Below are 23,579 nucleotides of genomic sequence, written 5' to 3' on the forward strand. Positions count from 1 at the left end.
CTAAATAGGTGCTTTATTGTTATGTATGAAAAGACCAACCTTTAAAAATTACTTCGATGCACAAGCCTTGATTTTCTCTAAATCTGGACCCTCAATACTACGACCTAAATTAAAAGGCTTAGACATTTCACGCCAATCTTTATAGTCATGAAGATACTCTATCTGACTTGCGTAGACTTTAGCGGCATCAGGGTTACTGCAAGCAACGTTAACCATCACTTCGTTAGTTACTTTCTGAATAGCTTCTAAGTCTTCTTCACTAAAGCGATGGATTTCTACACCTGCTTTCTGGAAGGTACGAACACCCTTAAGTGCTTGTTTTTCTGAATTAGTGATACCCCACATCATCGTGGCTTGAGCTGCAATCTTAAGCTTTTCCTGAGTAGCAGGACTTAAAGCATCCCAAGCCTTTTTATTGATCATCACGCCAAAAACAGAAGCCGATTGGTGCCAACCTGGGGTAGTCCAATGCTTAGTCACCTGATGTAAGCCAGCAGACACATCAACATTAGGGGTTGAGAATTCAGCGCCATCAATTACGCCTCGTTCTAGTGATTGATAAAGCTCCTGACCCGCCATAGAAACTTGGGTACCACCAATCTTTTCAAGCACTTGACCTTGTTCTAGGCCAGATAAGCGTAAACGCTTACCTTTAATTTCGTCGATATTACGAACAGGATCAACTGTATGGAAGCCTGATTCATTATTGGTGACATTAAATGGCAGATACACCATACCATACTTGCCGAAAATTTCATTATACATTTCGGCACCGCCCCACTCATTAATCCAGTTAGCATAATCCATTGCATTAAACAAACTGGAGTGCGTTGCTAAAGGAGAAAATGCGGGGTTACGACCAGCCCAATAACCCGGCCAATCTGCACCTGCTTCAATAGTGCCTGATTCTACCGCACTAAAAACCTCACCACTTGGCACTAGCGAGCCACCCTCAAAGAATTCAATTTGTAATTCATCGCCGGCAAGCTTATTAACTAATTCCACCCATTTCTTATCAGTTTCAATCAACTCAATAGAAGCTGGCCATGTACTGGTCATCGTCCACTTTTTTGGTGCTGCCTGTGCTAAACCCATGCCACCCAAAATAGCAGTTCCTACTAATACGTGTACTGTTTTTTTAATTAATGACATTTTGTCTCCTTATCTTATAAATTAATTCCCATATAACACTTGAGGTAACCAAGTAATTAAACCTGGGAAAATAGCGCATAAAATACACATTAAAATAACGATGAAAATGAAAGGAATAACCCCCTTAACAATTTCAATCGTTTGGATCGATTTAGGCGTTATTGCCCGTAAATAAAACAAAGCGTAACCAAATGGTGGCGTTAGGAAAGAAGTCTGAAGAAGCACTGCTACCAACACAACAAACCATAAAATGCTAATACCCATTTCTTGAACTAAAGGTAACAAGATCGGGAAAGATAAAAGCACGATACCGGTCCAATCAAGGAAACAACCCAAGACAAAAACGACAAATAACATCACAATAATCAAAGCCCAAGGTGCCATATCCAGACTTCGCATCAATTCCTGCACTGCACTTAAACCGCCCGTGATATTAAATACCCCGGTAAAAGCAGTCGCTCCTACCACAATAAATAAAATCATTGCAGAGGTACGACCTGTCTCATAAAGCGCACTCAAAAACATCCGCCAGCGAAACTTTCCGCGAAGTACCACAAAAATAAACGACAGCAAACAACCAATGGCAGAAGCCTCGGTGGCCGTTGCAACACCTAGAAGCATTGAGCCCAAAATACCCAAAATCAACAAAATAGGTGGCACGGCTTCAATAATAAGCATCTTCGTCAATTCAGCACGACTAATTTTCTCTTCAGGCTCCACAGACGGCGCACTGGCTGGGTCACGCCAAGCAACAAACACCACCCATGCGGCATATAACAGACCTAGTAAAAGACCAGGAATCAATGCCCCGGCAAACAACTCACCAATAGATAAAGGTGAATAACTGGCCATTAAAATCAGCATAATTGACGGTGGGATTAAAATACCTAAACAACCAGAAGCCGCAATCACACCCGTTGTAAGTCGCGGGCTATAGCCGTAATTAAGCATTGGACGCAATGCCATCATACCAGTGACAGTAATTGATGCGCCTATAATTCCAGTCGTTGCTGCCAACAGCATGGATAAAAACACAACAGCCAAAGCCAAGCCCCCACGCACGCGTGAAAGCAAATGACGTAGGGCTTCAAACATCTTATCTGTGACTTCTGAATCCGATAAAAATCGTGCCATTAAAATAAACAAAGGGATGGCAATTAAGGTATAGTTATCAAGCACGTCACCATAAATACGGTTGATCACAATACCCAAGACCATCGGCTTGCCAGCAATAAACGCCCCCAATACCGCAACACCGCCCAAGACAAAAGCTAGGGGGTGCCCCATAAATAAACCTACCAAAAGTAGGCCACCCATAATTAATGCAATATATTCACCTGACATGAGCTATACATCCTTTTTAAACAGCAGGCGAAGCACTTCAGCCACTCCTTGCAAAAGCAACAGAGCAGCGGCAACAACCATCGAAATTTTTAGTGGATAAATGGGCAATTGCACAGCACCATAAGTAGTTTCTGCCTGTGCTACTGAACGCATAGCAAACTCATAACTGCGAGTTAAGAATATCCAACTAAAAGGAAAGAAAAAGATAAGGTATCCAGCAATGTCTACCCATTTCTGCGCTCTTCTTGATAAATGCTGGACCAGAAGATCTACACGCACATGAGCCTGGTGCTTTAGGGCATAAGCACCCAACATCATAAAATAAAAACCGTAAAGCTGCTTTGTAACATCAAATGACCATCGGGTGGGTTGATGTAAGGCGTAACGCATAAACACTTCATAGATAATGATGACTGCAAAAATAATGGCTATGAAAGACACTATTTTCCCAATCACCTCATTTATCACATCAATAATTCGTATGATCATGGGCCCCCTTTATGTGTACATTCCAATATATAGTAATAGACAGTAACTAACTGTACATCGCCTTCCAACTGCTCGCAAGCTAGTACTTATCCCTGTTTTACATCATTGCTTTAGTACAAATAAAAATTCGCCGTCCGAACCGAGGTCGTGACGACGAACTAATAAATTTACAAAATTAAAAAGCCACCCAACTTTCTCCTTTATTCATCATTTTTGTCGAGACAGCTTTTCATTACCCTACGAATCAATGAGTTAGTATCAAATAGAACTGTTTTTTATGGTGTCTGATAAACTATTAGCCCACCCCCTCAAGCAAAAAGACGCTCATGCTTTTCCCGCAGCCGTTGCCGGTCCGCATCAAATACTAGCGCCTTTTCAGCGCGCTCAAGCGCCACCTCCGCCACCTCTTTTGCGGCATGACGCACACCAGATTCAGGCGCATGCTGAGCAATGCCGGCCAACACCTTTTGCATCACCAAATTCACTTCAAGCATATGCCCACCATCGCGCATTAAAGGCAAGAAAGCATCCACCAACCATTCTTGATAGTCAATAGCGACAATCGATAAGCGATCGAAGCTTGAGTCCGAGGCCTGTGCTTCATCTGTCTCTACCTCCTCAATCAGTAAAGACATCAAATCATACATCACTTGAATCGCTGTACCCGGATCGTTAACGGCGGGAGACAAGGCGCGCTGCCCCGCCTCACTCATCACTAAAAAGCCCCATGCCGGATCCTGCTCAAAACTGCGCGCTACATCCACCACAAAACAACTCCTCATATTGGCTAGCGCCTGCTCACTATCATCATTCGACCTGAATTGCACTAAGGCCAACACCGTACTAGGGAGAATCATTTCTCCTGGGCGCACCATAATATGCAAATAGCAGTCACTATCTTCAGCCTTTTTTTGTAAACCGGCTAAATCAATATGGGTTAAAAAACCGCTCTTGTTGTGCCTCAGCGCTTTTGCCCTGTCATCCACAGTGCCTTGCCAAGTCGCGCCTAAGTTGGGTCGTAGACGCACTTCACGCAAGGGCTTTTGCGTAGCGGCTTTAATCTTACTCAGCGTATTCGCTAAACGCCCCAATAACGATAAGGTATGCACCCAACGAATCAGCGTAATGATCAAATACAGCAATACAAATAATGTGGCAATAAATAAGGCAAAACGACCATTTTGTCCATAGTAGCCCAGTCCCAACGCAACTCTGGCAATAATGGCATAAATAAAAGCCGAAATAAAACTAGCAATTGCCATCCGTGTATTATCATCACTCATGACCAATTCGGTGGCACGCGGTGTAGCACCATTGGAGGCGGAGGAAAAAGCCGACACCATAATGGATAAAGAAAAGGTACTGACCGCCAACATACTGGAAGCAATCACATCCAATAAGCTCTGCAGGGTATCTAAATCAATGTCTGGCAAAAAGCTTGGTGGCACAAATACATTGACCCAAGCCGCGGCAGCGGCAATCAACAACGCCAACAAGGCACCGGCCGTTGGCATTAACCATAACTGATTGCCAGGTTTACGCAAATTAACTATCAATCGGTAAAACATAGCGATAACATAAAATAAAGCTTGGGCTAATAAGCGGGCACGCTGCGCCTAGTCATTAGCCCAAAACAACTACTCCACGTGCTCTTCCGCTTGCTTCAGAGTCGCTTCTGCTACACAGCGCCAGTCATAACCAGAGGGTGCCTGGAAAATACGCAATCCGAAGACATGAGCAACAGCAAAAATATGATCGAAAATATCGCTTTGAATCGTTTCATACTCGCCCCAGGCGGTGGTATTGGTAAAGCAGTAGACCTCCAACGGCACCCCTTCAGCGGTGGCTGCCATCTGTCGCACCATAATCGTCATATGCTGATGAATCCTCGGGTGCTGCTTTAAATAAGCCACAATATAAGCCCTAAAGGTGCCGATATTGGTTAAATGGCGCTGATCCAAAAAGCGTGCCATCCCCTCTGCAGCAAGCTCCTTATTGTGCTCGGAAATTTCTTTACTTTTAGCAACTAAGTACTGCGCTAAGCGACGACTGCCGCTCATTTTTTGCAACTCCTCAGCATCGATAAAACGAATGCTATTAATATCAATACACACTTGACGCTTAATACGGCGACCACCCGACTCCTGCATGCCGCGCCAGTTTTTAAAGGAATCAGAAATCAAAGCAGAGGTTGGAATGGTGGTGACCGTTTTATCAAAGTTTTGCACCTTTACCGTGGTTAAACCGATTTCCACCACATCCCCATCCGCATTGTACTTGGGCATTTCAAGCCAGTCCCCTACTCTGAGCATGTTATTAGCTGATAACTGAATACCTGCCACAAAACCCATAATCGGACTCTGGAACACCAACATCAACACCGCCGTCATCGCACCGAAACCACTGATCACAATGCCCGGCGATTGCCCCATCAGCACGGAAATAATCAAAATAATGGTGATGACCGCAATCACTAATTTAAACGTTTGTTGAAAACCCTGTACTGGTAAGGCGTCCAACTTATGATTACGTCTTGCCATGCGCCCTAGTACATCAACAAAGGAGGCAATGGAAAGGGCCGAAAAGATCAGTATCAACACACGTGCGACCATCATAATCAACCGTAGAAAATCATCCTGTGACTCAAGCAACAACTCGCTGAGCGCACGGAAGACCATAATCACGGTGGTTAAATACACATAATGCAGGGTTTTTGACTGCCCTAAAATCGGTAAAAAGGAGCCTTTGGTCTTCTGTAAAAAACGACGAAAAATACGATCGACCAAGGTCTTAGCCGTAAAATAATAAACAACCGTGATGGTTAAAATACACAGAAGAAATACAATCTTGACGACTAGGGTGTTATCAGCTAGGCCAATACTCTCCAGCACTCCAAGAATACTATCTCTCATAAAAAGCTCCCTTGTTAATAACAATTCATGCAAACAATTAAAGCTCCGTACAGATAGGAGCTTTAATTAATAGATGAAAAAAATTGCTTTATTCAGTCACCGGTTGACGCATCGTCACAAACTCTTCAGCTGCCGTCGGATGGATACCGATGGTGCTATCGAAAACTGCTTTGGTTGCACCAGCCTTTATTGCGACAGCAAAACCTTGTGTAATTTCGCCGGCATCATCGCCCACCATATGCAATCCCACGACCCTATCACTGGCTTTATCCACCACGAGCTTCATCATGGTCCGGGCACTGCTGCCGCTAAGCGTATGCTTAAGTGGCCGGAAATCGGTGCGATAAATCACCACCTCATCAAATTGCTCACGCGCTTCTTCTTCGGTCAAGCCTACAGTCCCAATATTAGGATGCGTAAAAACAGCCGTTGGAATATTATCATAACTCAGCTTACGCTCACCCTTGCCAAATAAATAATGCACCAGCACCATGGCCTCACCGGTAGCAACAGGTGTTAGCTGAACCCGATCGGTGACATCGCCTAAGGCAAAAATGGATGGGATATTACTGCGATAGTTTGCATCAACCTGAATCTCACCTCGTTGACCGAGTGCTACGCCCACCCTTTCTAGGCCTAAATCAGCGGTTCTAGGGACACGGCCAGTGGCATACATCACGGCATCCACCTCAAGCGTGTCGTTATTTTTGAGATGAACGAGATAATGATCCGCTTTTTTCTCAATCGAGGCGACATCGCTTTGAACCCGTAGATCAACACCTGCTTTACGCATTTCCTCGCTTATATGCTGACGAATATCACCGTCAAAACCTCGCAACACCTGCTCGCCACGGTAAAGCTGGGTAACCTGGGAGCCTAAGGCATTAAAAATGGAGGCAAATTCACACGCAATATAACCGCCACCCACGATTAAAAAGCGCTTAGGAAATACTGGTAAATCAAACACCTCATTGGAGGTAATCACATGCTCCTTACCTGGTATGTCGGGCACCATCGGCCAACCACCAGGCACAACTAAAATATACTTAGCGCTATACTGCTGCCCCTCAACCTCAACCGTATGCTCATCAAGCAACTTGGCCCAACCGCGAATCAGTTCAGCCCCTGAGTTTTTAATAAGATTATCGTAAATACCGTTTAAACGCGTGATTTCCTGAGCACGCTGACGCTTTAGCACCTCCCAATCCAAGCTAGTCTCACCCACTGACCAACCATAGCCGGCAGCTTCGCTAAAGGCCTCATTAAACTGGGCAGCATAACTATAGAGCTTTTTAGGAATACAACCGACGTTCACGCAGGTACCGCCTAAATCCTTAGACTCGGCAATCGCCACTTTTGCTCCGGCTTGAGCAGCAAAACGAGCAGCTCTCACGCCGCCACTACCTGCACCAATAACAAAAAGATCGTATTGATATTCCATAAAAACTCCCGATAAATTTAAACTTCAAAATAAATCATTAGGCAGCCGCCAATGAAACTACGACTTAGCACCTAAGTCATTTTCACCTGCTTCATAAATGACATTAGCACGACCCACCAATAAAGGATCGATTTTACCTACTGCCTTAATGTCTTTATTTGCGTAATCAAAGCGATGTAGTACGTAGCGCATCGCATTTAAACGTGCCCGTTTCTTACAATTGGATTTGACCACAGTCCACGGCGCATCACTGGTATCGGTATGGTAGAACATCGCCTCTTTAGCGGCAGTATAATCATCCCATTTATCAAGCGAAGCCAAGTCAACCGGTGATAGCTTCCACTGCTTCAGGGGATGCGTCTGACGTTGCTTAAAGCGACGCAATTGCTCATCACGACTCACCGAGAACCAGAATTTAATTAAGTGAATGCCACTCGACACCAAGTTTCGCTCAAATTCTGGCACTTGACGCATAAACTCCATGTACTGCGCATCGGTACAGAAACCCATCACCCGTTCCACCCCGGCGCGATTATACCAAGAGCGGTCAAATAGCACGATTTCACCCTTGGTCGGCAAGTGCTGTACATAGCGTTGGAAGTACCACTGACCTGACTCTGTCTCGGTAGGCTTTTGTAGAGCCACCACACGTGCAAAACGTGGGTTTAAATGCTCCATAAAGCGCTTAATGGTGCCCCCCTTACCGGCAGCATCACGACCTTCAAAAATAATTACCACACGCTCGCCAGTCTCTTGTACCCACGACTGCAACTTCAACAATTCAACTTGCAGATCGTACTTTTGGTACTCATAATTACGGCGTGACATCAGGTATTTGTAGGGATACACACCCTCAACATCATAATCGTCTGCTAATACACGATCATATTCGGCTGCTCGTGCTGCGGCCATGCGACGTCTTTCTGAGCGAATTGCGCGCACCAGATCACGACGCTCATCATCCGCCAGGCTATCTAAGAGATCACGAATAAACTCCTGCTGCTCATCAAAAGGCGCAGACAGCTTTTCGCCTAATAACTGTGAAATAATTTGCACCTGGCGATCATGCTTCGCATCAATGCGGTCCTCTACGAAGAGCTTACGCGTTTCGTCAAGGCTGTCACCGTATAAGGTATCACCCTCAATGCTTTCAATTAACTTGCCAAGACGCTCAACGCTATTTTCCAACTCCTCCTTGCGCGCTTCGAGAATTTCCTTAATATCATCGGTGTCAGTGATGCTTTGTGGCGTAGCTGTATCAAGCTTGCTTGGCTCGATGACTTTGGCTTGCTTTGCTGGTCTTGTCGCTGGTGCTTTTCTGCTTGGCGCCTTAGTGGCAGGGGAAGCTTTTTTAGCCGTGGTGCGACGGGTTTTAGCTGCGGTGGAGGTCTTTTTAGCTGCCGTTGTGCCAGTCTTAGCTGCTACCCCAGTTTTTTTAGTGGCCGCTGAGGTGGTTTTGACCGCTTTAGCCACTTTTTTGACCGCTTTAGTCGCTTTTTTGGCAGTCGCTTTCTTAGCGCTACTCGCCTTTTTACCTACGCTAGTCGTGCCTTTGGGGGCAGCGGCTACGCTAGGGTCTGGGATTGTACTATTGTCTGTTGTGTTTTGAGCCATCGCTAAACCTACCTTTTTATTTTATATGCTTAAGAAAAACTGTATATTTAGATTATACTAGGCTCTAAAAAGCGATGAATTAAATCAAATTAATATCATGGATATTTTCACGATATGACACAACGTACCTTATCAATTGCTGGCGTTGATCCCTCTGGCGGCGCTGGTGTTTTAGCCGACATTAAAGCCATGAGCGCCCTCGGCACCTATGCTTGCGGGGTGGTTGCCGCACTGACTGCACAAAGCACCCAGGGCGTGACCGGGGTGATGCCAGTACCGCCCGAGTTTATTCGTTTGCAGCTCAAAACCCTTTTTAACGATGTTCAAATCGACGCCATTAAATTGGGCATGCTTGGTGAAAGTCCAGTGATCGAAGCGGTTGCCGAAGAGCTAATCGCCTATGAGGGACATCGTCATTGCATCTTGGATCCCGTGATGGTGGCTAAGGGTGGCGATCAATTGCTACCGCATTCCTCAGTACCCACCTTGATTGAGGCGTTGATCCCGCAAACCACGATGATTACGCCTAACCTACCGGAAGCGGCGATCTTAACCTCACAGTCCACCCCTGAGACCAAGAAGCAAATGTATCAACTAGCGGAAAAGCTGCATCAGCTGTTCAAGCAAACTGATGAACGTTGGGTACTACTTAAAGGGGGTCATTTACCGCACAATGAACTGGTCGATTTACTATTTAACGGCGATCAAATGATCGAACTACCTAATCAGCGCATTAACACCAAAAACACCCATGGCACAGGTTGTACATATTCGGCCGCCATTTGCGCCCTCGCCACCCGCGACGATGATATTGTTCGAGCCACCAAAGACGCCAAAGCCTATTTAATCAAAGCCATTGAGCGTGCCGATGAGATGGAGGTAGGTTCAGGTCATGGCCCCCTACATCATTTCCATCAATGGTGGTAAATCCCTAGTTTTAATTTAGTTTAAGCGTTAAAATTAAGCAATTTCAGAATTTATTGATGTTCCCACGCAACGTTTGATAATTGAGAGTCGGGTATGAATAAACCTATTAATTCCCTAGAGCTTAGCCGCTACAACATGGTTGAGCAACAAATTCGCCCTTGGGGTATTCTTGACGATAAGGTCTTGGACGCCTTATTAGCGCTAGATCGCACTCGCTTTATGGATCCTAAGTATCATAATATTGCCTTTGCCGATCTAGAGGTACCGATTGAGGTAGACGGCAGCAAAACCGGCGAATCCATGCTCTGCCCTAAGATGGAGGCACTGTTTGCTCAGGAATTACAGCTTCAGCCTGAAGACTCTGTACTAGAAATTGGTACCGGTAGTGGTTTCCAAGCCGCCTTACTAAGCCGTCTCTGTCGACAGGTGCACAGTGTAGAGATTGATTCTCGCATTGCGGCCCAAGCTCAGAAAAACTTAAGACAAGCTGGCATCACCAATGTACAGGTAGAGGTTGGTGATGGCCGTGCCGGCTGGGGTAATAACGAGTTTAATGCCATTTTAGTGACTGGCTCGGTACCCACTGTGGCGGATTCATTAAAGTATCAACTAGCGATTGGCGGTCGTTTGATTATTACCGTTGGTCAAGCCCCATTAATGGAAGTGCATCGTATTGTGCGCACGGATGCCGCCAATTTTGAATCCGAGGTGCTATTAGAAAGCTATATCAAACCACTGCGTGGCGCCGTAGCCTCAAACTTTAAGTTCTAACTTTGGGGCGCCCGAGTCAGAACGCACACATTAACCGGTATCTTGATACCGGTTTTTTATTGTCTGATTTTTTTGACCAAGGCCGTGGTTGAGCGCTCGTAGACAAAAGGAATCGCCACTGCCCTGCCGCCCCAACTCTCAACCAACGTCGTTTCAGGCAACAAATGCATTTGATAATCACCGCCCTTAACAATCACATCAGGCCTTAAACGTTCAATCAGCTGATAAGGCGTATCCTCACTAAAGTGAGTTACTGCGCTCACGCTTGACAGCGCCGCTAGCAAGGCCTGCCTATCTTCGCAACAATTTAAAGGACGCTCCTCACCCTTAGCCAGGCGCTTCACCGAGTCGTCCGTATTAACCGCCACAATCAAGCTAGCACCTAACTGTGCTGCCTGGTCCAAATAACTGACATGACCGCGGTGCAAAATATCAAAGACCCCATTGGTAAAGATTAAAGGTCGCTTTAGCCTACCCTCGTCCAAGGCCTTTAAACACTCGTCCACAGTTAATATCTTATGTTCGAAGCGGATGTTCATAACTATCTCCAGTAAATCACAGCTAACACGGCAATGACTAATTGAGATATTGCCATCACATATAAAAGGAAACGATTATTTTTTTGGGATCGTCGCAGTGCCTTTAGCTCCGCGGCGATTTTAGGTAAATTGCCCTGCTCACTCAAGGCCGTATGCACTAAGCGCGGCACCTCTGGTAATAACTGAGCCCAATGCACCGATTCCTTTTTAAGCTTTTGCAATACACCTTGAGGTCCTACACGCTGATACATCCAGCGCTCCAAAAAAGGCTTGGCAGTTTGCCATAAATCCAGATCGGGATCGAGCTGTCGACCCATGCCCTCTACATTTAATAGGGTTTTTTGTAGCAGCACCAATTGCGGCTGAATTTCCACATTAAAGCGCTTAGAAGTTTGGAATAAACGCATTAATACCGCACCTAAAGAAATTTCCGATAATGGCAAATCAAAATAGGGCTCGCACACTGCGCGCACTGCCGCCTCTAACTCCTCCTCGCGCGTCTCCGGTGGTACCCAAGCCGATTCAATATGTAATTGAGCCACGCGCCGATAATCACGCTGGAAGAAAGCCAAAAAGTTTTGTGCCAAGTAGTTTTTGTCAAACTCGGACAAGGTACCCACAATCCCGAAATCCAAGGCCGCATAACGACCCCTAGCATCAATATCTTGGGTCACGAGGATATTACCCGGGTGCATATCAGCATGGAAAAAACCATCATCAAAGACCTGAGTAAAGAAAATCTCTACCCCCTCGCGTGCGAGCTTTTTAATATCCACACCCTGGGCTTGAAGCTGTGCCATCTGATTAATGGGTATGCCCTCAATCCACTCCATGGTAAACACCTGGCTTGAGGTCAGTGGCCAATAAACCTCGGGCACCTTAAGCAGTTTTTCACGTCCTTCGAGTTCAAAATTACGGCGTAACTGACTGCAATTTGAGGCTTCAATCTGCAGATCTAATTCATCATGTAAATACTTATCGAATTCAGCCACCACCTCTTTAGGACGTAAGCGACGCCCATCAGGTAATAACCAATGCACCACCGCTGCGGCTGAACGCATTAAAGCCAAATCGCTTTCAATGGTTTTAATAATGCCGGGGCGCAAAATCTTCACCGCCACTTGTTTTGCATCATGGGTTTCGGCACGATGCACCTGGGCCACTGAAGCCGAGGCAATAGGTTCACGCTCAAAGCGAGCAAATAACTGCGCAATTGGCTTACGCAGTGACTTCTCAACAATTGCCACCGCCTCTTCAGAGGAAAAGGGCGGCACCCTGTCCTGTAAGGCGACTAATTCCTCAGCAATGTCCAATGGCACAATATCGGGACGGGTGGAGAGTACCTGACCAAACTTTACATAAATTGGCCCCAAACTTTCTAAAGCAAGACGTAGTCGCACGCCACGCGGCTCTTTGTACTTAGACTTTCTGCCAAAAAAACTGATGATGCGTCGTAACAAAGGTCGTTGAGGAATGGCATCGATCAACAATTCCTCCAAACCATATTTGTACATGACAAAGAGAATAATAAAGGCTCTGAATCTAAACATGCTGAACTCCGCTATTGACCCTTAGCCAAAGTACTTTCTAAGGCACCTAAACGCTGTTCTAAGGCCTCAATCTCACGATTCAGATCATTAAACTGAACGCTTGCCACTAAAATTTCTTGATCATAGCTAAGACTGTCGGCGCCGACTCTCAATAGAGTCTTCACACCCGCTTGCCCCCGCTCCAACAGCAGGCGTTCGGTTCTAAGTAAATGCGACGTTAATACGGGTCCGATCAAATTAGCTAGATACGACGCTCGATCCCAACGCAAATCACGCGCCAAATCGGAAACTAAATTTGCCAAACCCGCCTCACCCTCAATGTATACATAAGACATCAAGCGCTTAATATCCGGCGTGCTACCAGGCTTAGCACGACTTAATTCTTGTAGCAAAGCACTCATATCCTCTGCCTTCACGGTGACGATAACATTTGGCACCGCCTCCTTTTCGCTCAAAGCCACTAAGCCATGCGCATTGATACTTAAAACCAAGGAAGACAGCGGCAATTGAAATTTGACTGTCTTGCCGAGGTACTGCCGCATACGCTCTTGCGCCCAAGGTTCTTGCTGCAGCAAGGAATTAAATAAACGAACCAAGATCAACTTTGGCTGAAACAGGGAGGACAGCATACAAATCCCGATTAAATTAAAAAAGATAGTTTAGCTTATCGAGCCGATAAAATGGTAAAGGCTTCTTTAAAAAAGAAGCCTTTATACCTAAAACAAGTCACGCTGAAAAGCGCTGGCACTAAGACGCATAGCCCCCAGGGATTTGTTGAATCCCGGCAACTAACCAGCCACTATCCGCTGTCTTGTAGAGATTCCAAACCTCCTCAAAGCGGAAAGCCTCTTGGCCCGGCTCCTCACGCAACATACCGGAGAAGCGCACACTCGCTAAATGACCGCCGGCCACCTGCTCCATGCCGAGTAATTCAGCGTTAAGCAATACCACTTCGGTAGGGTGTGCCGCTTGCTCGGCCTGCTCACGGATTTGTGGGCTCAACTCTGTCAGCAAATCTTCTGTCAAGAACTCCTTTAATTGCTCCACATCGCCCCGATCCCATAAGCCCTGGATACGCACAAACTGCTCCTTGGCCACCTTAAGGAAGGTCATGGTATCAAAACCTGCAGGCACAAACCACGAAGGATCGACTGGTTGTGCACTCTCCATCGACTCAGCGACTGGCTGCGCTGCTGCGGACGGCTGCGCTTCCGGCGCACGATTAAACACACCTGGAGCGCGCGGCGGTTGTTGCGTATAGTCATGTGTCTCACGTTGGCTATAAAAATCCTGTGCTGCACCTTGCTGTGCACCAAAGGCACCCTGAGTGGCAGGTTTAGCCTGATTGCCACGTAAGCGACGTACCACAAACATCACCGCAAAAATCACCAGAGCAATTAAAATCGCGCTTGATAAAAACTCTAACAAGGCACCGCTCAGACCTAAGCTAGATAATAAGGCGGCGATACCCAAACCGGCGGCAATACCAGCAATGGGTCCCAAAAAGCGGGACATACCGGAACGCTGAGCCTGGGCTCCAGCAGCTGCCGCACCGCTACGATTAGGCGTGACTTGATTAGCATTTGGGGCGCTTTGTTGTTGATTAGCACGAGGCGCCTGCGCCGGTGTGCGATTCTTCATAACATTAGAGGATTGGCGACCGAAACTACTACCGCCACCCATACGACGTGCCTCTGCTTCGTCCATCGTAACGCCAAGCATGGTCAGCGTAGAAATCACGATGGTAAAAGCGGCTACTAAGCGAGAAAATGATTTGCGCATAACATAAAGCCTTTTAAAAAATCTTTAAAAAAATGATCCTGCAGGTACTTAGACCGACAATTATCACTAAAGTTTTAAACCCTCATGCAAGGCTACCACACCTGCTGTCAGGTTGTTGTAATTTACGCGATCAAAACCGACATTTCTCATCAGCTCAGCGAGCGTCTCCTGATCTGGATGCATGCGAATCGACTCGGCTAAATAAGTGTAGCTGTCAGCATCACTGGCCACGTACTTACCTAATACGGGTAAAACATTAAAAGAGTACAAATCATAGATCGGCGCCAAAGGCTTGTAAACCTTGGAAAACTCTAATACTAACAAACGGCCACCCGGCTTTAAGACGCGGTACATTTCTGCTAAGGCTTGATCCTTGTGCGTCATATTACGTAGGCCAAAGGCCACGGTCACCAGATCAAAATAATTATCCTCAAAAGGCAAATGCTCGGCATCACAGACGACGGAGGGCACTAAAAAGCCCTGATCCAACAGGCGATCACGACCGACCGCCAACATGGAGCTATTAATATCCGTATGCCACACCTCCCCGCTGGTACCTACCCGCTTGGCGAACGCGATGGCTAAATCGCCCGTACCGCTGGCAATATCTAACACCTTCATGCCCTCACGTAGACGGGCTTTGCCGATGGTGAACTTCTTCCACAGGCGATGCAAACCACCTGACATCAAATCATTCATCAGATCGTACTTGGCTGCCACTGAATGGAAAACTTCAGCCACGCGGCCAGCCTTTTCATCCTCTCGCACCGTACTGTATCCGAAATGCGTTTGGGCCGGTGCCTGGCCTTCGGTGACGCTCTGCTCGTGGCCTAAAACCTCCTCGCTCACTGACGGCTGAGAGGTATTTTTAGGCGCTTGCGGTTGTGTATCCATGGTATTCTTTCCGTAATGTCACAAACATGTCATATTCTATCGTTATGATCGGCAAAGCTGCTATATCAATACAAATAGCACCGCTAGCACGAATCAAAACCTATTAACTTTAACATTTTACTTCATTATGGCAAGCACTATTCTCGTAGTTGAAGACGAACCGGCAATTCAGGAATTAATTGCCGTCAATTTAACTTTTGCTGGTCACAAGGTATTACGTGCCGATGATGCCGAGCAAGCAAAGTTACTGATCGATGCTGAACTGCCCGATTTAATCTTACTTGATTGGATGCTGCCTGGTCTGTCAGGCTTACAAATGGCGCGCCAACTGCGCAACACAGAACGCACCAAGGAAGTGCCGATTATTATGCTGACCGCTAAAGGTGAGGAAAGCGACAAGGTTGAGGGTTTAGAAAGCGGTGCCGACGACTATATTACCAAGCCTTTTTCACCTAAGGAATTGATGGCCCGTATTAAGGCGGTATTACGCCGCCGTGCGCCGCAATTGACCGACGATGAAATTGAGATCAACGGTCTACACTTAGATCCGGTATCTCACCGTGTCAAGGGCAATGGCAAGGAAATCGCTTTAGGTCCTACCGAATTCCGCCTACTGCACTTCTTTATGACCCATCCAGAGCGGGTTTATAGCCGCAACCAATTATTAGATCAGGTGTGGGGCGACCATGTTTTCTTGGAAGAGCGTACCGTTGATGTGCATATTCGTCGCCTACGCAAAGCCTTAAACACCACCGCACATGATCAGATGATTGAAACTGTGCGTGGTAGTGGTTATCGCTTTACTACAAAAAGCAATTAGTATCAGCTAAACTACTAAATTCCTATCTTCTGATTGAAATTTAGCGCTGGAGTATTGATGCGATTCAAATCACGGCTTATCTTTTTTGCCCTTCTCACGGTTTTTTTTGTTTTATTACAAGTGCAATTTGAGATAAGCTGGGCGATATTTCTTTATGCGCTCTGTATTTTTATCTACTTATTGCTAGATTTTAAGAAGTACAAACAAGCCGCTAACTGGGCTCAGACTCCATCTGAGCCACCGCCGCCGCATGTGGGATTATATGAGGACATCATTCATCCCATCTATCGACATTTACGTCAACAAAGTCGCTATATAGAAAATCTAGAGCATACCAGTAACACCATCCTCTCCGCCGCTCAAGCACTACCCTATGCTGCGATTACCCTAACGCCCGACTACCATATTGAGTGGGCAAATACCTTAGCGATGAGGATTTTGGGCATTAATCCCACCAAAGATGTGGGTTTTAATATTTTTAATCTCGTGCGTTTCCCCGAGTTTTATGACTATGCAAAAGGCGGCGAGTGGAATAAAGCGTTGATTTTAGAGTCGCATCAGAATAATAAAGATATTATTTTGCGTTTTGAATTGACGCGTCACTCTAGTCGCGGCTTTTTACTGCTGTGCCAAGATATTACTCACCTGGAAAGACTACGCACGGCGCAACAAGATTTTGTGGCCAATGTGTCGCATGAGTTACGCACCCCTTTAACCGTACTGATCGGCTTTTTAGAAACGATTAATGACTTACCACCACATGCTCTGAGTGAGGAGCAACTTGCGCATTACGGCACCTTAATGCGTGAACAAGCCCATCGGATGCAAGCTATTGTGGCCGATTTACTGACCCTCTCTACCTTAGAGTCCAGCCAACTAAGCGGCGGCGAAAGCATCAAGTTAAGCTCCTTAATTAATGTTGCCTCAACCCAAGCTGAAACGCTGTCCAATGGTCAGCATGAGTTTACATACGCGATTGATCCTGAACTCAATGTTTTCGGTAACCAAACCGAACTACTGTCAGCCATTACCAATTTAATGACCAATGCAGTGCGCTATACACCGGCTGGTGGCAGCATTCAGGTACGCTGGGGACTCAAAGCTAACGGGGATGCTGTGTTTAGCGTCAAGGATACTGGCTTAGGGGTTGCGCCGCAGGATATTCCTCGCTTAACCGAGCGCTTTTACCGCGTGGATAAAAGCCGCTCCCGCGCTTCTGGCGGCACCGGTCTGGGTCTAGCCATCACCAAGCATATTGTGCTTCGCCATAACGCTCAACTCAAAATTGAAAGTGCCCTGCACAAAGGCAGTACCTTTAGTATTATTTTCCCTAAAGATGTGATAACCTGAGATGTTATTCCTATATACACTTTAGCTAATTAGCACCTCAGATCATGGCTGTAGACAACTATCTTAAACGCATTTTGACTTCTAAAGTCTATGACGTTGCTTTTGAAACTCCCCTCGAAAGGGCCAACATCCTCTCTGCCCGTATGCACAATACGATTTTACTAAAGCGCGAGGATATGCAATCGGTGTTCAGCTTTAAGATACGTGGTGCCTACAATAAAATGGCCAATCTTCCCGAGGAGGCTTTAAAGCGCGGTGTGATTGCCGCCTCAGCCGGTAACCATGCCCAAGGCGTGGCCTACTCTGCCAACAAGCTTGGCTGTAGAGCCGTGATTGTAATGCCGGTGTCGACCCCTGAGGTCAAGGTGAATGCGGTTAAGCGCTTTGGTGGTGAGGTCGTGTTACATGGTGACAGCTATTCTGATGCCTACGCTCACTCGGTCAAGCTGCAGGAGCAAGAGGGCCTAACCTTTGTCCACCCCTTTGACGATCCCGATGTGATTGCCGGTCAAGGTACCGTGGCGATGGAAATTTTACAGCAACACCCTAATCATATTGATGCGGTTTTCGTACCCATTGGTGGGGGTGGTTTAATTGCCGGTGTGGCCGCTTATATCAAAGCGCTCAAGCCTCAAACCAAGGTCATCGGCGTACAGACTGAGGATTCCTGTGCCATGGTAAAAAGTGTGCAGCGCAATCGCCGGGTTAACTTACCAGAGGTCGGTCTTTTTTCTGACGGTACGGCGGTAAAGCAGGTAGGCGCCGAGACCTTCCGCCTGACCAAACTGCATGTGGATGATTTTATTACCGTGACCACGGATGAGGTGTGTGCAGCGATTAAGGATGTGTTCCAAGATACGCGTAATGTCTTAGAGCCCTCCGGCGCACTATCACTGGCTGGCACGAAAAAATATATTCAACAGCATCAGCTACGGGATTGTACCTTTGTAGCAATTAATAGCGGCGCTAATATGAACTTCGACCGCTTGCGCTTTGTGGCTGAACGTGCCGATGTGGGTGAGGCGACAGAAGCGCTGTTAGCCGTGACGATTCCTGAAGAAAGGGGTAGTTTCAGACGCCTTTGTGAGGCGGTAGGTAATCGTCCTGTGACGGAGTTTAACTATCGCATTTCACATGCAGATATTGCACATATTTTCTTAGGGGTCGCCATTCATAACGCGAGTGAAGCGGATGAGCTCCATCAGGAAATTAAAAAAGCCGGCTTTGAAGTGCATGACCTCAGCAAAAACAGCCTAGCCAAAACGCATCTGCGCTATATGGTAGGAGGCCACTCACCCTTTGCGGTTAATGAGCAACTGTTTAGATTTGAGTTTCCGGAAAAGCCTGGTGCCTTGAAAAACTTCTTAGGGCAAATGAATCCGGATTGGAATATCAGCTTATTCCACTACCGCAATAATGGCGGCGACTCTGGCCAGGTTTTGGTCGGCATTCAAGTACCGGAAAAAGATAATCCGCAATTAAAAAGCTTTTTAGCCAATATCGGCTATCCCTATGTGGATGAGACGGATAATCCGGGCTATAAATGGTTCCTCGGTAGCCACTAGTCTAGTTGCGTTGCAGCCCAGGCGTGTCATGGGCTGCCATCATACTGTACGTTAAGCACTAAAACTGACACACCGCAAATACGTTAAGCCCCTCTTCCTCAATCAACTTAGAGCCACCGAGCTCGGGCAAATCAATAATACACACTGCCTCCACCACATTGGCCCCCAAGCGCTGTAGCAAACGGCTCGCTGCCAACATCGTACCGCCGGTAGCAATTAAATCATCCACCAATAAAACGCGCTGCCCTGGACGCACGGCGTCAGTATGAATTTCTACGGAGGAGGTACCGTACTCTAGCTCATAATCCTCGCACAAGGTATCAAAGGGCAATTTACCCTTTTTGCGCACTGGCACAAAGCCAACGTTTAGCTCATAAGCCAGCACACTACCGACAATAAAGCCACGCGCATCTACCCCAGCCACCAAATCGATACGAGTACGCATATAGCGATACACGAAAATATCAATGAGCGAACGAAAACAGACGGGGTCCTGCAAAACAGGGGTAATATCCCTAAAGGTAACGCCCTTTTCAGGCCAGTCGGGAATATTACGAATCGTGTTAAGAACACGTTGGCGGGGGTCAGTGATACTCATCTCTGTTGCAGCTCTTAAACAATGAAAACACAGCGTTTCATTATAACGATTAAACAATTAAAGCACTGCATTAGTCTGCCGCCTAACGTATAATTTTGCATATGGACAACAAAAAAAGCTTTGACCCCGCAGTGATTCTAGCGACTGGCCAGCAAACCGTGTTTGCCGAAGCCGAGGCGCTGACTCAGCTTGGACAGCGCTTGGGTGATGACTTTGTTGCCGCAGCACAATTAATCCTCGCTTGTCAGGGGCGTGTGGTGGTGATGGGGATTGGTAAGTCTGGCCATATCGGTCGCAAAATCGCCGCCACCCTTGCGTCTACCGGTACACCCGCATTTTTTGTCCATTCCGCAGAGGCCCTGCATGGCGATCTGGGCATGGTGACTGGTAGTGATATTGTGTTGGCCATCTCTTATTCAGGACAAAGCATTGAGCTCTCCACTAGCTTACCCGTGGTCAAGCGCTTAGGCACTAAAATTATTGCCATCTCTGGTGACCGTCAGTCGGATTTAGCCAAGCTGGCCGATGTTTATTTAGACGGTGCCATTGAGCGTGAGGCTTGTCCTTTAAATCTTGCCCCGACTAATAGCACCACCGTCGCCCTGGCGCTAGGTGATGCCTTGGCGATTGCGTGTTTACAAGCTAGAGAGTTTGGGGCAGCGGATTTTGCCTTATCGCACCCAGGCGGAGCCCTTGGTAGACGTTTACTCACGCATGTGCAGGATGTGATGCGCAGCGGCGAGGATTTGCCGATCATCACGCCCGAGTACCTGCTGCCCGAGGCCTTGGCGGTAATGAGCGCCAAGCATCTTGGCATGACGATTATTATCGATAATCAGCGCAAGCCCATCGGCATTTTTACGGATGGTGACTTACGCCGTTTAATTTCCCGTGAGGGTGATATACGCAATTTAACAATCCAGGATGTGATGAGCCATCATCCTAAAACCATTCATTTTAAGGCCCTAGCGGTTGATGCGGCCTCATTGATGGAACAAAACAAATTAAGCCAAATCATTGTGATTGACGATGATGGCGCTTTAGTGGGCGCACTTAATATGCATGATTTAATGAGCGCCAAAGTCATTTAATCCATCACTCACGATAAAGATAGTCTTATGAAAAAACCTCATATCCCCCACCCGGTCGAATCCTTAGTTCTTTCTAAAATACCCGCTGCGGTCAAAGAGCGCGCCAGTCTGATCGAATTAGTGATTTTTGATGTGGATGGCGTACTAACCGATGGTGGCTTGTACTATACAGCCAATGGTGAAAGTCAAAAGCGCTTTCATGCGCTAGACGGGCACGGCCTTAAAATGCTTAAGCAAAGCGGCATTGAGGTCGCACTCATGACGGGTCGCCAAAGTGAAATCACCACCCGCCGCAGCGCCGAATTGGGTATCACGCATTTACTACAAAATGTCCGCAACAAGGCTGATGCCTTAGTTGAGCTCAGCAAGACCCTAGCTATCGAGCTAGAACGGGTGGCCTTTATCGGTGATGATGTGATTGATCTCCCCGCCATGCGTCGCGTCGGACTCGCCTTATCAGTCCCAAATGCGCCCGTCTATGTACAGCAAGCTGCCGATTGGGTGAGTCAATTAGCCGGTGGTCATGGTGCTGCGCGCGAGCATTGCGATATGATTCTAGCGAGTCAGGGTCTACTCGGACCGCTTCTCAGCCATGAGCAGCCAATGATCGGTGAAGTCATTCAATAAACGCTACTGCAGGACCCCGTATGAAAGATCGTCTACCGGCCATCATCGCCTGCTTTATCCTGTTGGGACTGGTTGCTATCACATGGTGGGCAGCGGATTATGCCGACCGTGCCTTTCCAGTAGAGACTCAGGTTGCCGAGAGTCGTGAGCCGGATGCTTGGTCTGGTAGCTTTACCATGCTCCAGGCCGATGCCGATGCTTTGCCGGTCACCCGCTTGGACGGTTCAGAAATGCGACATTATCCGCATAACGGCGCCTACGAGATTAGTAAGCCTCAGCTTATCAGTCAGCGGCCCGATTCACCACGCGTTATTGCCTCTTCTAACACTGCTTGGGCTTATAATAATGTATCGCTCATCCATATGCTGGGCAAAGGGCATGTACATCGTTTTCCTACCGCTGACAGCAAGGCATTAGACATCACCAGCGAAAAGCTCATCGTTCACCCGGATGAGGATATCATTGAAACCGATGAACCGGCGATCGTGATTCAGGGTGATTCTCGCTTAGTAGGTGAGGGAATGAAATACAATAATAACACCAGAAAACTGGAGGTATATGCCAATAGCGGCGTACGTATTGCGCCTAAGGATATGCCTAACTCTAACAGCAACTCAAATTAAAGAGGCCTATGAACACTTTCTCCGCCTTAGCACTTAGCCTTAGCGTCTTACTCAGTTCCTATGCCTACGCTCAAACAGAGCAGGCGCAAGAGCCCGAGACCCTGGTGTTGTCTGATACCTTAAATTATGATGATCTCTCTAAAACCACCCAATTCAGTGGTAATGTGATCCTCACCCGCGGTCTCTTTAGACTTAGCTCCGACCAGCTAAATATTGTCGAAGATGCCGAGGGCTTTAGACACGGCAAAGCCACCATGACTTCTTCTAAACTTGTGGAACTACTGGAAGAGGATTTAGAAAACTACGAGCTAATTCGAGCGATCGGCTCACGCGCTGAGTATAACGGCAAGACTGAGGTAGTCACCATGATTGGGCAGGCTGTTGTCACCCGCTATGTATGCGGTCAACCGGTGGATACGGTACGGGGCGAACGGGTGGTTTATGATAGCAAAAATAAAACCTATGCCGCTCAAGGCGGTCCCCAAAGCCCCGAACCTGGTCGCGTGCGCTCACTGGTACAGCCTCGTAGTAAGGCTGATCGTGCAGTCGAAGCATGTCGTAGCAAGTACCAGGGCAAACCCATGCCCTCCAGCATTCAAACTCCCGATATCTAAAAAGCACTATGCCTGAGACAGAAATACTGAGCAAGCAAAACACAGCCAGTAGTAAAGCCTTCAATCTACTGCAAGTCACCGGCTTACGTAAGGTCTATGGTAAGCGAGCGGTGGTACAAGATGTTTCAATGACCGTACGCAGCGGTGAGGTGGTGGGTTTACTTGGACCTAACGGCGCTGGTAAAACCACCAGCTTTTATATGATTGTTGGCCTGATTCCAGCTGATTTTGGTCGCATTGAGGTAGACGGTAAAGAAATCACCGCCTATCCCATTCATCAACGCGCTAAACTAGGTTTATCCTATTTACCCCAGGATGCCTCGGTTTTTAGACGTTTAACGGTTGAACAAAATATTCAGGCAGTGTTAGAGTTGCAGTATGATAAGACTACGGCTAAGCGCTTTACTCGAGCACAGATTAAGGAAAAATTAGAGCAGCTGCTGGATGAGTTACAGATTCAACATATACGCAGCAATACAGCTATGTCGCTGTCCGGGGGCGAACGTCGTCGAGTAGAAATTGCTCGCGCCCTTGCTACGCAACCACGCTTTATCCTGCTGGACGAGCCCTTTGCCGGCGTCGATCCCATTGCCGTGATTGAGATTCAGCGCATTATCCGCTTCTTAAAAGAGCGTCAAATCGGCGTTTTAATCACCGACCATAATGTACGAGAAACCTTAGGCATTTGTGACCGCGCCTATATCATTAGTGAGGGTAAGGTGCTAACAAGCGGCACCCCGAGCGAGGTCATTCAGAACCCAGATGTGCGTAAGGTCTATCTGGGTGAGCACTTTAAAATGTAAGCACCGACATGATAAAAGCCCACTGATTCCTGATGGAAAAAGTGGGCTTTTTTGCTTTTGCTATGGTGCTTGC

At 47.1% G+C, this 23,579-nt stretch carries 23 protein-coding genes; 10 read left to right on the forward strand and 13 right to left on the reverse strand.

Features of this window, described 5'->3' with window-relative positions; translation table 11 throughout:
• Positions 1-48 precede the first annotated feature (48 nt).
• The 7 genes from dctP to ppk2 form a co-directional block, all read right to left on the reverse strand.
• Positions 49-1,152, reverse strand: coding sequence for a TRAP transporter substrate-binding protein DctP (gene dctP, locus A3GA_RS0102795; RefSeq protein WP_018025866.1), 1,104 nt, complete (start codon positions 1,150-1,152; stop codon positions 49-51).
• 21 nt (positions 1,153-1,173) lie between these two features.
• A complete protein-coding gene (locus tag A3GA_RS0102800) occupies positions 1,174-2,496 on the reverse strand; it encodes a TRAP transporter large permease (protein ID WP_018025867.1) in 1,323 nt (440 codons plus the stop codon).
• Positions 2,497-2,499: 3 nt separating this feature from the next.
• Positions 2,500-2,985 (reverse strand): TRAP transporter small permease subunit, encoded by a 486-nt coding sequence (locus A3GA_RS0102805; protein ID WP_018025868.1) that lies wholly within the window; start codon positions 2,983-2,985, stop codon positions 2,500-2,502.
• 308 nt (positions 2,986-3,293) lie between these two features.
• Entirely contained in the window at positions 3,294-4,529 is a 1,236-nt protein-coding gene (locus A3GA_RS0102810; protein ID WP_244264037.1) for a DUF2254 domain-containing protein, read from the reverse strand.
• Between the two features lie 93 nt (positions 4,530-4,622).
• The gene (locus A3GA_RS0102815) at positions 4,623-5,897 is read right to left on the reverse strand and encodes a mechanosensitive ion channel family protein (RefSeq protein ID WP_018025870.1); all 1,275 of its coding nucleotides are present in this window, start codon (positions 5,895-5,897) and stop codon (positions 4,623-4,625) included.
• A gap of 88 nt (positions 5,898-5,985) precedes the next feature.
• Positions 5,986-7,338: a glutathione-disulfide reductase gene (gene gorA / locus A3GA_RS0102820; protein ID WP_018025871.1), complete on the reverse strand. Its 1,353-nt coding sequence runs from the start codon at positions 7,336-7,338 to the stop codon at positions 5,986-5,988.
• A gap of 57 nt (positions 7,339-7,395) precedes the next feature.
• The gene (gene ppk2, locus A3GA_RS0102825) at positions 7,396-8,952 is read right to left on the reverse strand and encodes a polyphosphate kinase 2 (protein ID WP_018025872.1); all 1,557 of its coding nucleotides are present in this window, start codon (positions 8,950-8,952) and stop codon (positions 7,396-7,398) included.
• A 114-nt stretch (positions 8,953-9,066) separates the two neighbouring features.
• Here ppk2 and thiD point away from each other — a divergent pair, with 114 nt between their 5' ends.
• Positions 9,067-9,879, forward strand: coding sequence for a bifunctional hydroxymethylpyrimidine kinase/phosphomethylpyrimidine kinase (thiD, locus tag A3GA_RS0102830; protein WP_018025873.1), 813 nt, complete (start codon positions 9,067-9,069; stop codon positions 9,877-9,879).
• 93 nt (positions 9,880-9,972) lie between these two features.
• Positions 9,973-10,650 carry a protein-L-isoaspartate O-methyltransferase family protein gene (locus A3GA_RS0102835; protein ID WP_018025874.1) on the forward strand — a complete coding sequence of 226 codons (678 nt, stop codon included), beginning with the start codon at positions 9,973-9,975 and terminating at the stop codon, positions 10,648-10,650.
• A gap of 56 nt (positions 10,651-10,706) precedes the next feature.
• Here the strand turns inward: A3GA_RS0102835 and rfaE2 are convergent, their stop codons facing one another.
• The 5 genes from rfaE2 to ubiE all read right to left on the reverse strand — a co-directional run bounded on the left by rfaE2 (position 10,707) and on the right by ubiE (position 15,415).
• Positions 10,707-11,189: a D-glycero-beta-D-manno-heptose 1-phosphate adenylyltransferase gene (gene rfaE2, locus A3GA_RS0102840; RefSeq protein WP_018025875.1), complete on the reverse strand. Its 483-nt coding sequence runs from the start codon at positions 11,187-11,189 to the stop codon at positions 10,707-10,709.
• Between the two features lie 2 nt (positions 11,190-11,191).
• A complete protein-coding gene (ubiB, locus tag A3GA_RS0102845; protein ID WP_018025876.1) occupies positions 11,192-12,739 on the reverse strand; it encodes a ubiquinone biosynthesis regulatory protein kinase UbiB in 1,548 nt (515 codons plus the stop codon).
• 11 nt (positions 12,740-12,750) lie between these two features.
• Complete coding sequence (locus tag A3GA_RS0102850; RefSeq protein WP_231552474.1) at positions 12,751-13,335, reverse strand: ubiquinone biosynthesis accessory factor UbiJ; 585 nt, start codon at positions 13,333-13,335, stop codon at positions 12,751-12,753.
• 151 nt (positions 13,336-13,486) lie between these two features.
• On the reverse strand, positions 13,487-14,521 hold the full coding sequence (locus tag A3GA_RS0102855; RefSeq protein ID WP_018025878.1) for a Tim44 domain-containing protein: 1,035 nt from the start codon (positions 14,519-14,521) through the stop codon (positions 13,487-13,489).
• A gap of 66 nt (positions 14,522-14,587) precedes the next feature.
• Positions 14,588-15,415 (reverse strand): bifunctional demethylmenaquinone methyltransferase/2-methoxy-6-polyprenyl-1,4-benzoquinol methylase UbiE, encoded by an 828-nt coding sequence (gene ubiE, locus A3GA_RS0102860; RefSeq protein WP_018025879.1) that lies wholly within the window; start codon positions 15,413-15,415, stop codon positions 14,588-14,590.
• A gap of 127 nt (positions 15,416-15,542) precedes the next feature.
• Between ubiE and phoB the strand changes: the two genes are divergently transcribed.
• Genes phoB through ilvA form a run of 3 tightly spaced genes read left to right on the forward strand, consistent with a single transcriptional unit; the run spans position 15,543 to position 19,150 of the window.
• Complete coding sequence (phoB, locus tag A3GA_RS0102865) at positions 15,543-16,235, forward strand: phosphate regulon transcriptional regulator PhoB (RefSeq protein WP_018025880.1); 693 nt, start codon at positions 15,543-15,545, stop codon at positions 16,233-16,235.
• A 57-nt stretch (positions 16,236-16,292) separates the two neighbouring features.
• Entirely contained in the window at positions 16,293-17,585 is a 1,293-nt protein-coding gene (gene phoR, locus A3GA_RS0102870) for a phosphate regulon sensor histidine kinase PhoR (RefSeq protein ID WP_018025881.1), read from the forward strand.
• Positions 17,586-17,629: 44 nt separating this feature from the next.
• Positions 17,630-19,150 (forward strand): threonine ammonia-lyase, biosynthetic, encoded by a 1,521-nt coding sequence (gene ilvA, locus A3GA_RS0102875; RefSeq protein ID WP_018025882.1) that lies wholly within the window; start codon positions 17,630-17,632, stop codon positions 19,148-19,150.
• Between the two features lie 58 nt (positions 19,151-19,208).
• On the opposite strand, the gene A3GA_RS0102880 is transcribed toward ilvA, so the two are convergent.
• A complete protein-coding gene (locus A3GA_RS0102880) occupies positions 19,209-19,748 on the reverse strand; it encodes an adenine phosphoribosyltransferase (RefSeq protein WP_018025883.1) in 540 nt (179 codons plus the stop codon).
• Between the two features lie 101 nt (positions 19,749-19,849).
• Between A3GA_RS0102880 and A3GA_RS0102885 the strand changes: the two genes are divergently transcribed.
• Genes A3GA_RS0102885 through lptB form a run of 5 tightly spaced genes read left to right on the forward strand, consistent with a single transcriptional unit; the run spans position 19,850 to position 23,506 of the window.
• Positions 19,850-20,839: a KpsF/GutQ family sugar-phosphate isomerase gene (locus A3GA_RS0102885; RefSeq protein ID WP_018025884.1), complete on the forward strand. Its 990-nt coding sequence runs from the start codon at positions 19,850-19,852 to the stop codon at positions 20,837-20,839.
• A 27-nt stretch (positions 20,840-20,866) separates the two neighbouring features.
• Complete coding sequence (locus A3GA_RS0102890) at positions 20,867-21,466, forward strand: KdsC family phosphatase (protein ID WP_018025885.1); 600 nt, start codon at positions 20,867-20,869, stop codon at positions 21,464-21,466.
• Between the two features lie 20 nt (positions 21,467-21,486).
• Positions 21,487-22,089, forward strand: a complete 603-nt coding sequence (lptC, locus tag A3GA_RS11215) for an LPS export ABC transporter periplasmic protein LptC (protein ID WP_018025886.1) — start codon at positions 21,487-21,489, stop codon at positions 22,087-22,089.
• Between the two features lie 8 nt (positions 22,090-22,097).
• Positions 22,098-22,703: a lipopolysaccharide transport periplasmic protein LptA gene (lptA, locus tag A3GA_RS0102900; RefSeq protein ID WP_018025887.1), complete on the forward strand. Its 606-nt coding sequence runs from the start codon at positions 22,098-22,100 to the stop codon at positions 22,701-22,703.
• Between the two features lie 8 nt (positions 22,704-22,711).
• Positions 22,712-23,506 (forward strand): LPS export ABC transporter ATP-binding protein, encoded by a 795-nt coding sequence (gene lptB / locus A3GA_RS0102905; protein WP_018025888.1) that lies wholly within the window; start codon positions 22,712-22,714, stop codon positions 23,504-23,506.
• Positions 23,507-23,579: the final 73 nt, after the last annotated feature.

This window comes from Oligella urethralis DSM 7531 (genome assembly GCF_000372065.1).
Taxonomy (GTDB): domain Bacteria; phylum Pseudomonadota; class Gammaproteobacteria; order Burkholderiales; family Burkholderiaceae_B; genus Oligella; species Oligella urethralis.

Coding starts and splice junctions, on each gene's coding strand:
- ubiE (WP_018025879.1), bottom strand. CDS start 15,415: ATGGATACACAACCGCAAGCGCCTAAAAATACCTCTCAGCCGTCAGTG.
- phoR (WP_018025881.1), top strand. CDS start 16,293: ATGCGATTCAAATCACGGCTTATCTTTTTTGCCCTTCTCACGGTTTTT.
- A3GA_RS0102805 (WP_018025868.1), bottom strand. CDS start 2,985: ATGATCATACGAATTATTGATGTGATAAATGAGGTGATTGGGAAAATA.
- gorA (WP_018025871.1), bottom strand. CDS start 7,338: ATGGAATATCAATACGATCTTTTTGTTATTGGTGCAGGTAGTGGCGGC.
- lptB (WP_018025888.1), top strand. CDS start 22,712: ATGCCTGAGACAGAAATACTGAGCAAGCAAAACACAGCCAGTAGTAAA.
- rfaE2 (WP_018025875.1), bottom strand. CDS start 11,189: ATGAACATCCGCTTCGAACATAAGATATTAACTGTGGACGAGTGTTTA.
- ilvA (WP_018025882.1), top strand. CDS start 17,630: ATGGCTGTAGACAACTATCTTAAACGCATTTTGACTTCTAAAGTCTAT.
- ppk2 (WP_018025872.1), bottom strand. CDS start 8,952: ATGGCTCAAAACACAACAGACAATAGTACAATCCCAGACCCTAGCGTA.
- A3GA_RS0102815 (WP_018025870.1), bottom strand. CDS start 5,897: ATGAGAGATAGTATTCTTGGAGTGCTGGAGAGTATTGGCCTAGCTGAT.
- dctP (WP_018025866.1), bottom strand. CDS start 1,152: ATGTCATTAATTAAAAAAACAGTACACGTATTAGTAGGAACTGCTATT.
- lptC (WP_018025886.1), top strand. CDS start 21,487: ATGAAAGATCGTCTACCGGCCATCATCGCCTGCTTTATCCTGTTGGGA.
- ubiB (WP_018025876.1), bottom strand. CDS start 12,739: ATGTTTAGATTCAGAGCCTTTATTATTCTCTTTGTCATGTACAAATAT.
- A3GA_RS0102800 (WP_018025867.1), bottom strand. CDS start 2,496: ATGTCAGGTGAATATATTGCATTAATTATGGGTGGCCTACTTTTGGTA.
- phoB (WP_018025880.1), top strand. CDS start 15,543: ATGGCAAGCACTATTCTCGTAGTTGAAGACGAACCGGCAATTCAGGAA.
- A3GA_RS0102855 (WP_018025878.1), bottom strand. CDS start 14,521: ATGCGCAAATCATTTTCTCGCTTAGTAGCCGCTTTTACCATCGTGATT.
- A3GA_RS0102890 (WP_018025885.1), top strand. CDS start 20,867: ATGAAAAAACCTCATATCCCCCACCCGGTCGAATCCTTAGTTCTTTCT.
- thiD (WP_018025873.1), top strand. CDS start 9,067: ATGACACAACGTACCTTATCAATTGCTGGCGTTGATCCCTCTGGCGGC.
- A3GA_RS0102885 (WP_018025884.1), top strand. CDS start 19,850: ATGGACAACAAAAAAAGCTTTGACCCCGCAGTGATTCTAGCGACTGGC.
- A3GA_RS0102835 (WP_018025874.1), top strand. CDS start 9,973: ATGAATAAACCTATTAATTCCCTAGAGCTTAGCCGCTACAACATGGTT.
- lptA (WP_018025887.1), top strand. CDS start 22,098: ATGAACACTTTCTCCGCCTTAGCACTTAGCCTTAGCGTCTTACTCAGT.
- A3GA_RS0102880 (WP_018025883.1), bottom strand. CDS start 19,748: ATGAGTATCACTGACCCCCGCCAACGTGTTCTTAACACGATTCGTAAT.